Annotated in this window: 10 protein-coding genes; all 10 read right to left on the bottom strand. The window is 61.1% G+C overall.

Annotated elements, in window-relative coordinates; all coding sequences use genetic code 11:
- Positions 1 to 102 precede the first annotated feature (102 nt).
- On the bottom strand, positions 103 to 1161 hold the full coding sequence (locus tag R9B84_RS17455) for a hypothetical protein (protein ID WP_423760628.1): 1059 nt from the start codon (positions 1159 to 1161) through the stop codon (positions 103 to 105).
- Positions 1158 to 2372: a glycosyltransferase family 4 protein gene (locus R9B84_RS17450; protein WP_423760627.1), complete on the bottom strand. Its 1215-nt coding sequence runs from the start codon at positions 2370 to 2372 to the stop codon at positions 1158 to 1160. Before R9B84_RS17450 ends, R9B84_RS17455 begins: the two co-directional genes overlap by 4 nt.
- On the bottom strand, positions 2363 to 3712 hold the full coding sequence (gene murJ, locus R9B84_RS17445) for a murein biosynthesis integral membrane protein MurJ (protein ID WP_423760626.1): 1350 nt from the start codon (positions 3710 to 3712) through the stop codon (positions 2363 to 2365). The genes R9B84_RS17450 and murJ overlap by 10 nt, the downstream gene beginning before the upstream one ends.
- A 100-nt stretch (positions 3713 to 3812) precedes the next feature.
- A complete protein-coding gene (locus tag R9B84_RS17440; protein WP_423760625.1) occupies positions 3813 to 4838 on the bottom strand; it encodes an NAD-dependent epimerase/dehydratase family protein in 1026 nt (341 codons plus the stop codon).
- Between the two features lie 47 nt (positions 4839 to 4885).
- On the bottom strand, positions 4886 to 6160 hold the full coding sequence (tviB, locus tag R9B84_RS17435; RefSeq protein WP_423760624.1) for a Vi polysaccharide biosynthesis UDP-N-acetylglucosamine C-6 dehydrogenase TviB: 1275 nt from the start codon (positions 6158 to 6160) through the stop codon (positions 4886 to 4888).
- Between the two features lie 65 nt (positions 6161 to 6225).
- Positions 6226 to 8460 carry a polysaccharide biosynthesis tyrosine autokinase gene (locus R9B84_RS17430; RefSeq protein WP_423760623.1) on the bottom strand — a complete coding sequence of 745 codons (2235 nt, stop codon included), beginning with the start codon at positions 8458 to 8460 and terminating at the stop codon, positions 6226 to 6228.
- A gap of 92 nt (positions 8461 to 8552) precedes the next feature.
- A complete protein-coding gene (locus tag R9B84_RS17425; protein WP_423760622.1) occupies positions 8553 to 8987 on the bottom strand; it encodes a low molecular weight protein-tyrosine-phosphatase in 435 nt (144 codons plus the stop codon).
- Positions 8988 to 8994: 7 nt separating this feature from the next.
- Complete coding sequence (locus tag R9B84_RS17420) at positions 8995 to 10056, bottom strand: polysaccharide biosynthesis/export family protein (RefSeq protein WP_423760621.1); 1062 nt, start codon at positions 10054 to 10056, stop codon at positions 8995 to 8997.
- Between the two features lie 255 nt (positions 10057 to 10311).
- Entirely contained in the window at positions 10312 to 11445 is a 1134-nt protein-coding gene (locus R9B84_RS17415) for an MraY family glycosyltransferase (protein ID WP_423760620.1), read from the bottom strand.
- 93 nt (positions 11446 to 11538) lie between these two features.
- Positions 11539 to 12699, bottom strand: a complete 1161-nt coding sequence (locus R9B84_RS17410; RefSeq protein ID WP_423760619.1) for a putative glycoside hydrolase — start codon at positions 12697 to 12699, stop codon at positions 11539 to 11541.
- Positions 12700 to 12759 lie beyond the last annotated feature (60 nt).

Genomic DNA, 12759 nt, shown 5'->3' with positions numbered 1-12759 from the left:
GAATCCATCTGGTTGGCCTCACCCGTCTCATCGCCATTCGCGATGCAATCTCCACGCTCGCCGACTTGTCGCGGCAGACCCGCGAGTTGTCGCCCGATTCCGCTACAGGAAAAAGGCGTAGACCCCGGCGAAATAATTCTTGATGGCGTCGTACATGACCATCGTCACGACTGCGGACAACAGCAACAACCCGAGTGGCTGCTTCACCTTTGTCTCGGGCAAAAGGATGGCTATCATGGCCGGCGCATAGTAGCCAATCCGGCTCATCGCAAAAGGAAAGACAAAAAACGACGTGACCAGAAAAACGATCAGCCCGACGTGCATCACCGCGATCTGATCGATGACCAACTCGTGAACGTCCTGCTGCTTGTCGAGAAACCATCGATGAATGATCATTGCAGGCACAATCGAATATATGAGCAGCGCCAGCACGTAAGTCGCGTTGAACATGCGTTCGAGATCGCGATACTCGTCGACGCGCCGCCCCCCGACTGTCGCGAACAACAACGGCGATGCGAGGGCAAGCAGCAACCCGGCGCCGGCGCTCGCGGATGCGGAGACAATCGCCCCCCGCCGTCGCAACAACCGGGCAACCAACAGAAGCAGTGCCGGGAACGCGAAGGTCGTGTGAATGGTTCCCGCGATCAAGGCGCCGGTTGCCGGACGCTTCCACCGCAGCGCGACGTACATGGCAACGGCAAACGCCATGCCTTGCCGGATCTGGAACAGCCCCATCGTCGCCAGACCGACCGGGATCACCGCCCATAGACACAAATCCAGTATCGGACGTCGCGTATTCCAGAGTGCCGAGATCATCGCGACGTTGAGCACCACGACCGTGATCCGCACGCCATCCTCCGGGTCCACACCCAGCGCGTTGATCGCCAACACCCAGGTTCGCCAGCCGAGTTCCTCCGTCATCATGCTGATGGCAAAGCTCAGGAACGACGATCTGTCGGCCCATATGTCCGTGAACCAGCCGATGTCGGTCAGGCGGAAGTAATTGATGTAATTGTCCTGATCGAGAAGCTGGCTTCTGTCGCCAACCACCATGATGCTCAGGACCACGCCAGCCAGTCCGACAAAAGCGAATGCCGACGGCCGCATCCATCTTTTGTCGATCGAGATCGCGATTTTGTCTTGCGAGATGAAGAGTTTCATCGCAGCTGTGTCTTGTCGCGGGAATGTTCAGCCGCACGGGAATCCGTTTCACATGTCGCCCGCCGCGGCGGGCGCCCATGATCGGCACCGCTCAGGCCCATGCTCAAGAAAACTTGCTCCCAAAGCGGAAGGATGCGCGACGGTGCGAATCTCGCAGCCACGTCGTTCGCCATGCTCGCCATTCGCTCCCGCTCCCGAGTGTCGACCATCAACTTCAGCAAAGCGTCGGCGAGCGCACCGACGTCACCGGCCGGACACACCAGCAAACCGTCGATGCCGTCACGAATGATGTCCCGCGGCCCCACGTCGCAGTCGAAACTCACTGCCGCGCACCCGCTTCCCATCGCTTCCATCAGCGTCATCGGCAACCCCTCGAATCGGGAACTCATCACGTAGAGGTCGGCACGGCCGTACCACTCCCCGATATTTCCGGCTCTGCCCGGCATCAGGACCAGGTCATCCAGTCCATGCTTCGAGATCGCCGATTGCAGCGTCCCGCGTGCTTCCCCCTCGCCGAGAATGACGAGTATCCAGCCTGGCCCACGTTCGCGAATCCTTTCGAATGCCCGAATCAGCAGATCGAATCCCTTTTGCGGTGTCAGGCGCCCAACGGCCAACAACAGCCGCGTATCGGCCGATATCGTGTCCGCTGGCGCAAGTCGAGGCTCCATGACCTCCATCGGCAACGCAACAGGATTGGGAATGATGCTCACGTTCCGGCACCTGCATTGACGCGCAAGCCATGCGCCGGTCTCCGCCGTCAGTGCGACCACGGCATCCGCGTGCCTGAACGTGAGGCGCCGCAGCGTCTCCCATACCGCATTCATGCGAAGCATCGGCGGATGATTGTGCTCGGTGGCGATCACTTTCAGCCGTAACCCGATACCGCCGAGTATGCAAAGAACGGACGGCACCGTCATCACCCCGATCACGACATCGGGGCGCCGATCCTTGAAGAGCCGGCGAACGGCCGCGAGACGCCTGACGTTCGCGAGCATTCCGCGAAGCACCCCTGATGAAGCGCCCGCCAACGCCAGGTCGACACGCGCCACCCGACTGTCCAGTTTGTAGAAATCCGCGTCCGCGGATACGAATGTCGCGACCGCGACATCACATCCGCGCTCGGCCCAATGGTTGGCGAGATTGGCCGTGACGCGCTCGGCTCCGCCGCAACGCATGGAGTGATTGAGCAACACTATCTTCATCGGCATTTGGCGTCCGTTCTCGAGAGGACGAGGTAGCAGCCCAGCGACGACGCATGCATCAGCGCGCTCGCGAGCAGGACGCCAGCGATACCCATCCAGCCAATCAATACGTAATCGCCGAGCGCCTTCACGCCGAAATTGATCATCGCAATCGCGGCCATCGCCCGAAAGCGCCCTTCGCTGGCGAAGCACTGAACCAGGACGAGCACGGCGAAATAAAACGGAAGCTGGATCAACCCCCATCCGACAAGGGCCGATACCGCGAGCGTGTCATGTGCACTGAAAGCACCGTGCTGGAACATCAACCGCACGCCCTGCGGCGCGCCCAGCCAGCCCACGATCGCAACAAGACCGCCACCGACGAACATCACCGCTGCCCACTTGAACGCCGTTGTGCGTGCCCTGTCCGGGTCGGCGCTGTTCAGGATGTCCGCGAAAACGGGCAGCGTCGCCCGGCCGATCGCGAGCGCGCCCATGCTCATCAGCAGGCCCAACATCCGATTGGCGTAGCCGAGCGTTGCGATCGCGCCGCTGCCAAGGTTCGCGACAAAATACTGGTCCATCGGCGTGACGAGGCTCATCACCATCTGCCCCACCATGAAGACCCCAAGCGCGCGATACAGGGTCCGCCATTGCGAAGACCGGAAACCAAAGCGCAGGCCCGGGCGGATTCCGTCGGCACGAGAGGCCAGCACGGTCACGCAGGCCGCTTGCAGCAGGAAGCCCGTTGTCGTGCCCCAAGTCAGCGGGACAGCGGTGTTCCTGTTCGGCGTGAGCACTATCCAGACGAGGAGCACGCCCGCCGGAATGCATTCCAGCAACGTATTGACGTGACGCTCGCGCGCTTGCAGGCGTGCGCCCGACACGCAGATCAGCAACGTAAAGAATGAAATGAACGACATGCCCCGCGCCATTTCACGGGACAGCTCGGCCGTCTGGTACGGCAAATGGGCATCCATCACCGCCAGGACAGCATCCCATGCACCGTAAAGCGTGCCGGCAAGCAGGACGCCCAGCACCAGGCTCGCTCCCTGCAATTCGCCCAGAAACAGCGTTCGCTCCCTTTCCGGGAGCTTCTGCAGGCGAACCAGCGTCGGGACGAGCACGACACCCAATACCGTCGCCACGGTCCCCGGCACCCACGTCATCATCGTGAGTGTGAGTTGGTACGCGTCGACCGTTGCGCCGATGCCGTAGCGATACGCAATGACCATTTCCTTCATTGCGCCTGCCGACTTGCCGACAAGCACGAACAAGGAAACGAGCATCGCGCTGCGCAGGATGCGCTTGTGATCGGCATGAACTGCCGACAAACGGCTGCCGATTCGGTCGATTACGGGTGTCAATGTATGCGCTCTGAAACAGGCCGAGGGCCCGTGAATCCGAAAACGTGCGTGAAAGTCGTCTCGCCCGGTGGATCGGCCACGATCCCCCAAACGTCCGCATTCACCCCAGATAGTCGATATACCAAGGCATCGCGCGCTCGATTCCATCGGACAGGCGAACCGAACCGCCATAACGCAACAGTCTTCTTGCTTTGTCGATGCTTGCTTGCGAGTGCCTTACGTCCCCGGTACGAAAGTCCCGGTAAGCAGGACGCGCGTCGTTCCGGATACCGTTCTTCACCAATGCCGCCTGCAACGCGTCGAACAGCTCGTTCAGCGTCGTCCGATCGCCGATCGCCACGTTGTAAACCTCGTTCTTGCTCGCATCGTCTGCCGTCGCGGCGAGAAGATTCGCTTCAACGACGTTATCGACGAAACAGAAATCGCGACTCGTTTCGCCATCGCCGTTGATGAACACAGGCTCGTTCCGAATGAGCGCAATCGTCCATTTCGGAATCACGGCGGCGTAAGCGCCATCCGGATCCTGACGCTTTCCGAATACGTTGAAATACCGCAAGCCGATCGTCCGGAACCCGTAGTTCCGCGCAAAGACTTCCGCGTACATCTCGTTCACGCACTTCGTCACCGCGTAGGGAGACAACGGCTTGCCGATCCGGTCCTCGACCTTCGGCAAGCCCGGATGATCGCCATAGGTCGAACTCGATGCCGCATACGTGAAACTCTTGACCCCGGCATCGCGACCAGCCACCAGCATGTTCAGAAAACCGCTCACGTTGACTTCGTTCGTGGCAATCGGATCGATGAGCGAACGCGGCACCGAACCGAGCGCCGCCTCGTGAAGCACATGGTCCACGCCACTGCACGCATTCCGGCAATCCTCGATCGAACGGATGTCACCTTCGATGAGTCGGAAGCGACGCCATTGGTCCGGCGTGACGAGGCCGCGGACCTCGTCGAGGTTACGTCGATAGCCCGTCGACAAATTGTCCAGGCCGACAACCTGCTGATCGAGGTTCAGCAATCGCTCGAGCAGATTCGAACCGATGAACCCGGCCACGCCCGTAACGAGCCAGGTCTTCGGATCCTGTTTCAGCGCTTGGCTGGTTCTGGCGTAGCAGTCGGACATGTCGGTGTCGGGTCGAATTGACCGGAAGCGGATTGAACGGTTATGTCTTACAGACGAATATCGGTCGAATCCATGTGAAAGACGAACTTCAGATCGTAGAAGACGTGGTCGGGCCTGCCGAATTCGTGAATGGCGTCCGCGCCGAACTCGGCAAACTCCCGATGGGCGACCGCCAGCACGATGGCATCGTATTTGTTCTTGAACGGTCGATCGATCGGATCGATGCCGTATTCCTTCCGCGCGGCCTCTTTCGATACCCACGGGTCATAGACGTCGACGTTGACGCTGTACTCCGCGAGTTCCTTGATGATGTCGACGACCCGGCTGTTCCGCAGATCGGGGCAGTTTTCCTTGAAGGTCAGCCCCAGGACCAGCACGCGTGCGCCCTGAATATGGATGCGCCGCTTCGTCATTGCCTTGACGAGCTGGGCCACCACATACCGCCCCATTCCGTCGTTCAACCTGCGTCCGGCCAGGATGATTTCCGGGTTGTATCCGATCGACTGCGCCTTGTGCGTCAGATAGTAAGGGTCGACGCCGATACAGTGCCCGCCGACAAGGCCCGGAACGAACGGGACGAAATTCCACTTGGTGCCGGCCGCGGCGAGCACCGACTCGGTGTCGATGCCCATCTTGTTGAAGATGATCGCCAATTCGTTGACCAGCGCGATATTGACATCGCGTTGCGTGTTCTCGATCACCTTCGCCGCCTCGGCCACGCGAATGCTCGGCGCCTTGTGCGTGCCGGCAACGATGATCTCCCTGTACAGTCCGTCGACGGTATCCGCCACTTCCGGCGTCGAACCGGAAGTCACCTTGCGGATCAGCGGCAGCCGGTGGATCCTGTCACCGGGATTGATCCTCTCGGGACTGTATCCCGCGAAGAAATCCACGTTGAACGCCAGGCCCGAAACGCGCTCGAGAACGGGCACGCAAACTTCCTCCGTGGCCCCGGGATAGACCGTCGATTCGTAAATCACGATGTCGTTCTTCTTGAGTACGTGGCCGACCGTCTCGCTCGCACCGATCAAGTGGCGCAGGTCCGGCTGCTTGTGCTCGTCGATCGGAGTCGGAACAGTCACGATGAAGACATTGCAGTCCGCGAGGTCTCCTCCGTCGGCGGTGATCGTCAGGTGCCGGGCCTGCGCCAACTCCTCCGCGCTCACCTCGAGCGTCGTGTCGCGCCCCTCGTTCAGGGAATCGACACGCGCACGACTGATGTCGAATCCGACCACCAGCAGTTTCTTGCCGAATTCCACGGCCAGCGGCAGGCCGACATACCCCAGGCCAATCACCCCGATCTTGAATTTGAGATTAGACATACGCCCCCAAAGCGAAGCACGGCTTCAAGCCGAAATCCCGTAAATGAGGATCTTCTTGAAACTGGTTAAGTATTTTCATAGTTATACGAAGCATATCGGTAGCTTCCGTACTTTCCGCCATACCTGTAGTTGCCGCCGCGTGTCTTCATTCCGTTGAAGATCAGCCCGTTCACGCGCGAACCGCTTTGCATCATCTGCTTGACGGACTCCATCACTTCGCCGACGCGTGTCTTGCCGAAGCGTGCAACCAGGAAGACGGTACCCGCGATCGTCGCCATGATGGCTGCGTCCGCGACGGCGAGTACCGGCGGCGAATCGATCAGCACGATGTCGTATTCGGCGGATGCGCTCTGTATGAACGAAAGCCAGTTCCTGTTCAACAGCAAGGTCGCGGCATTCGGCGGCAGCGTTCCCGTCGTCACGAGATCGAGGTTGGGCACGTTCGTCCTGCGGATGACGTCGGCGGCGGAATGCGTTCCCGCGATGAGATCCGCGACGCCGGCCCCGCGCGCTTCGCCGAAGTACTTGTTCAGAATACCTCGACGCAAGTCGCCGTCGACCAGCAGGACCCGCTTGTTTTCGGCCAGCACCACTGCCAGATTGGCCGACGCAAACGACTTGCCGAGTCCTGGCGACGGCCCCGTCAACAGCACCACGTTGTTATTGGCGTCCAGCATCGCGAATTGAAGTGCCGTGCGCAGGCTGCGCAGACTTTCGACGGCCGGGTCTCCCGGGTACAAATTCGCGAGCAGGCTCGCTTGACCGGCTGCCGTCGAATCCGCCAGGTTGGTCGCGAGCTTGCGTTGCTGCTCGCTGTGCGGAACCGTTGCATAGACGGCCAATCCACTGTGTGTCTCCAGCGAGCGCACGTTCGTGATACCGGTGAAGAGCTTGTCACGCAGGAACGCCGCACCCGCGCCGAAAAACAGGCCCAGCAGCGTCGCGACGACGACCACGATCGTCTTCCTGGGAAACACCGGCCGCTCGGACAACGAAGCGGTGTCCACGAGACGAACGCTGCCGATCTTCCCCGCCTTCAGCAGGCGCAATTGCTCGATGTTGTTCCTCAACGCCAGGTAGAGATCCGTATTCACCTGCACATCGCGCTGGAGTCGAATCGCATCGCGTTGCGCGGTCGGCATGCGCTTGATCTGATTCGTCAGTTCGACGATATAGCCCAGCGCTCCGGCAATTTGCTCGTCGATCGCCACGACGCCCGGATGCATGGGACCAAAGCGCGTCAACAGTTCCTGACGCTTCTGCTTCAGCATGAAAAGTTGCTGCTCTGCGTCCGACGACTGCGCAAGAATGGATTTCCCTTCTTCCGTCAGATCAAGGACCTTGTGCGTGTTCCGATAATCGTTCAGCCGATTCTCGGCCTGTTCAAGGTCGCGTTTCATCTTCGGTTCCTGACTGGCGAGGAACTGCAGGGAGTTCTCCGCTTGCGCGGCTTTCCGATCCACGTTTTGCCTGACGTACTGATCGCCGATTTCGTTCAGGATCGCGCTGAGCTGCACCGGATCGTCGGATCGAAGCGTGGCGCTGATGACGCCCGACTGCTTGCCGAGTTCCTGAATCCGCAGTTGCTTCTGCAGGTCTTCGATCGTGTCCATGCGTGATTCGCGGACAAGATCGAATCTCGCCCCTGCCGTGCCGTTGATTCCGCGCACGAAGAGGGTGATCGGGCCTGCCGACGCCGGGAACGTCTCGGCCATCCCGACACGACCGTTGACCGGCTGGTCAAAGCCCGGACCGCTCAGTTCATAGCGGCCGCCTGCCAACGCGACGAGCTTGTACGGCTTGCCTTCGAGTTGCTTCGGCACGTCGAATGTCGCGACGTCGATCGACTCCCTGCCCCACGTGTAGCCGCCGACACCGAAGAGTCCCGGCACGGACAGGCCGTCCTGGCGACGCGCAAGCCATCCGCCGATCACCGGAAAGCGATGCGGCTTCGCATGGATAAAGAGCTTGAGCTTATCGACCGCTCGCGACACGACGAGTCGCGAGCCGAGAATCTGGATTTCCGCATCGGCAGTCGATTTGACGTCGAACATCGTCGACAACGTGCCGAGCAGATCCTTTGCCGCCGATGCATCCGGGCTGTCCTCGATCTGAACCAGGATGTTCGACTCGTAGATCGGCGTCACGAGTAGCGCGTACAGCCCGCTGATGAAGATGAATACCGCGGCAATCGCAGCGATCAACAGCCGGTTGTCGAGCAGGATATCGAGAACCGATGCGAGATCGAGTTCTGTCGTCTCGACGACGTTCGCGTCTGCGGGTTGGTTCGATTGGGTCATGAGTACGGCCGATTCCTTCAAGTTATGATCCTGGTTTGCCGGGGCGACCTTCCTCGCCTCGCGACCACCCGTGCGAGGCATCGAGCCACGGATTAGCTAAGCTTCCGGATTCGTTGCACCCAATCGTCGACGCCCGTCTCGATCATCTCGAGGCACTCCCGAAACTTCCGTCGCTCCTGCCTGAACGGATCGGCAATGTCGAAGCGTCCGTAGTGCCCGAGCGTGAAGACCCGCCCGCGCGCGAACGCATAGGCGTGTTCGATCGCCCGGCGGTGCCCGTCCTCCACCGCAAGAATGAGATCCGCCCGGCGGCACTCATGCTCCACGAGCTGCCTGGCGCGGTGCGGCCGGATGTCGATCTCGCGTTCCTCCATCAGTTCGATGGAGTGGCTGTCGGCCGGCTGTCCGACCAGCGCATCCAGGCCGGCCGACCGGACTTCGACATTCTTCAGGCGCTCGCGCAGCAGCCCCTCCGCCATCGGGCTGCGGCAGATGTTCCCGACACACACGACAAGTATTGAATGCATGGCAGTATCAGTTCACGGCGCCGCGGGCAGCATTCGCACCGGTCGTCGTCGGCACGATCTGATTGATCATCCGGCTCCAGCGGGTCAAGCCGGTCGCGTCGACGTACACGACATCCTTCGGCTTCAGCTCGAAATGTTCCGCAAGTGCATAGGCGACCGGCGACTTGCCGTTCAGGCGGAAGACTTCCGGCTGAGCGGGATCATCGGTCGCACGGATCACGTAGACCGCGGCCGGATCGGCGGAATTCGGATCCACGCCCTGCACGCTCGCCAGCGCATCGCTCAAGGTCAGGCGTCCGTCATGCATCGGGAGCCCGGTCGGCTTGCCGACCTCGCCCGTCACGAAGACCTGGTTGTAGGTCTGCGGCACAATGCGGATGACGTCACGATCCTTCAGCATGATCTGCGCGGTGTTCACGCCTTCCGCCGCCATCTCCCCCAGGTTCAGCCGGAATCGCTTTCCATTCCGAAGCAGTTCGATCCGGCTGAGGTCACCCACGCCGGATTGCACGCCGTTCGCCTCGCCCAGCACCTCGGCCAGCGACATCGGAACGTCGGTGATCGGCTTCACGCCGGCCAGCGCCACCGGCCCCTCGACAAAGACACGCTTGCTGCGGTACGCCACCACACTGATCGTCAGTTGCGGAGACCGGATGTACGGTTGCAGCACCGTGGTCAATCGTTGCTGCAGTTCGGTCGTCGTCAGCCCCTGTGCCCGGAACGCGCCGATGAACGGAAACTGGATGTTGCCGTCGTCGCCGACCGCGAATCCGGGGACCGCCTGCGAACTGAGTCCCGGGCCCGCCGGCTGCAAACCCGCCGTTTCGCCGATCGTATAGGTCAAGTTCGGGATGACCAGTTCAGGGTGATTCCACACGATGATCGACAGCACATCCGCCGGACCGATCCGATACGGCTCAACAGCGGTCATCAACTGCCTGTATGCATCGCCCGACGTCCGCAACCTGCTTTCGCGCTGCTGCTTGATGATGGCCGGCGTGATGGGGGTGACCGTGGGAACGACCGACGGATCGTCCGCATCGATCGACGCATACGGATCGAATTGCATCCCCGGTGCGAGTACGCAAGCGCCCACGAAGAGCGGCAGGACTGACGCACAAGTCATTCGCGCGAAACGAGAAATCAAACGCATAGGCCAGATAACATATAAAAATAGTTGTTTGTCTTTGTTGGCGGGCAACCCGACTTTCAAACATCCATCCCGGCAAGCCCACCAGATCACGACAACCGCTTCATTGCGCCACGAGATGCGACATTTCATCCTTCACGCCTGTTGCGCAATTACTCACTTCCTGAATATTAGTCAGGTAGCCGAAACATTCGTCCGCGCTCCGTCAGATCGTCCGACTCTCACGACGATCCATCTCGGCACCTTGAACCGCACGATGCGTACGTAGATCCACATATACGTGATCGCAAACATGATCACGAAAGCGAACAGCACGACGGTGTTCCACCAGAACAGCGTCGCGGGCCCGACGGCCAGCAGGCAAAGCAGCCACAGGTACGGCGACGTGAACGAGTTCCGCTGGGTCAGCTCGCGTGCCTGTTTCGTTCCGACCGCCCAGCGCATGATTCGCTTGTACACAAGCATGTGAAGGTGCACGCCGTCGGGCATGCCCGGCGACATGCCGCGCAGAAGCTTCTTGCGGTAGATCGAGAAGCACGTCTCGAAAATCGGGTACATGAACAGCAGGATCGGATACCAGGCGGAAACCTGCGGGTTGCGCTGGACCAGCACGATCGACAGTTCGGCCAGCATGAAGCCGAGGAAGTAGGCGCCGCTGTCGCCCAGGAAGATGAGCCCGGCCGGAAAATTCCAGACGAAGAATCCGAGCACGGCGCCCATCATCATCAGCGACGCGGTCATCACGACTTCGTCGTGGACCTCGAACGCGGTATACGCGAGCGACGCGAACATCATGATCGACACCATCGACGCGAGCCCGTTGAATCCGTCGATGATGTTCACGGCGTTCGCGAGCCCGGCCACCGCCACGACCGTAATCAGGCCCGAGACGATCGAGTAGCCGAGCAAGAAGTCGATCGGCGGCACACTGGTGCGCGTGACGGCGATATCGAGCAGCCCGTAGCCGAGCCCAGCGGCAAACATCGTGCAGAACAGCCGTGCACGCGCCGACACGCGCTTCGTCACGTCCTCGGCGAAGCCGGAAAGGAATGCGGGCGCACCGCACAGGCAGACGTAAAGCAGGTCGCGCGCGATCGTCGGATAGCGCCCGCACAACACGGCGAGCGACATGATGACGCCGAACAGGATCCCGACGCCGCCGATGCGCGGCACCGGGCGCGCGTGAAATTTCTGTACGCCCTGCATGTCGAAATCCACGCCCGCAAACCGCTGGTTGACACTGTGATACCGGATGATCAACACGGTGACCAGCAAGGACGCGAGCATCGCCACTACAAAGTTCAACATTTCTTCACCCCGTCTCCGTTGCGTCGCATCACGCGCGCCCTTCACCCACGCTCATCCGCACCCGCTCTCCTGCCGCCGATCAGCACGCCCCGTTCACGAACACGTCATGACGCCGGTGCGATAAAGGACCCGGCCTTCGCCCGGCTCCAACTCGAGCGCCGACGGCGCCGGCTTGCCCGATACATCGCTGAAGCCCGGCGGTACGCGATAGACGGCCGCGACCGGCGACATGGGATCGGCAAACACGGTCACGCCCCCCGCATAGCGCCGCGAATAGATGCCGCCGCTGTTGCGGTATTCCTCGCACGGCGTGCCGACCGACCGATCGAAGCCGCCATACTTCGGCTCGCTGCCGTAGTCCTGCACGCCGGAAATGGACACAGCGCTCTTCGACCACGCGTAGATCAGATAGGCAGCCATGACCGACTGCACGGTGTCCGCGGACGGCGCCTCGATCTCATAGATCGCGTAAAAGCCCTTGTCCTCCCGCTTCAATCGATCGGCGTAGTCGAGAATCGCCTTGAAGCGATCCCTGCGGCGCGGGGGAAACATTTCCTCGGTGAGCACCGAGTCGACAGCCTTCGTGATGCGGCCAACCAGCGGCGAGTCGACCGGCCGATCGATCTGGTAATTGACCGTCACCGTCTTTCCCGCGTCATGTAATTGCGCCGTCACGCGTTCGAGCCACGCGACCTTGGCTTCCGCGAATCTTTCGGTGCCGGCGCGGTCGTCCGTGTACTGGCGAACAAAGCGGCCGTTGCGCTTCACGCCGCATCCACGCTCGACGTTCGAGGTCGAGAAGTTGTCGAGCGCGATGTCGCGGTACTGGCCGTTGATGAAATTGTCGACCTGCCAGGCCAGCACCTGCGGATTCGAAATGTCGAGCGGCACGATGGGCTTGTCGAAGAGCTTGGCCATCGTCTCGCCGTCGCAGCGGTACGCGATCCACTCCGGATGCGATTTCTGCCAGTTCGCGGGATCGGCGCGTGCCGGATCGCGGCCATACGGGAAGTAGGTGCTCAGCACGGTGTTCGGCGCGTACTGCTTCCAGACGCCGGCACGTGCCGAATTGCGCTGGTTGCCGTCGCTTTCGCCCCAGACGAATGCGTATTCGCTCCCGTGCTTCATGATCCACGTATCGGGCAGGCGGCTGGAAAACGTCAGGAACTTGCGCGGTTGCGGCGCGTCGCCTGCCGTTGCAGGCGCGGACATGCAGCACAGCAAGGCGCCCGCAAGCGCAGCCAGCGTTCGCATCGTTTTCGTTACGCTCCGGTTTCCCATTGTGCTCATGCGCACGATATTCCCGATGTCACG

This window comes from Burkholderia sp. NLJ2 (assembly GCF_049487195.1).
In the GTDB taxonomy this organism is placed as follows: Bacteria; Pseudomonadota; Gammaproteobacteria; order Burkholderiales; family Burkholderiaceae; genus Burkholderia; species Burkholderia pyrrocinia.
This window is presented reverse-complemented; position numbering and strand designations above follow the sequence as displayed.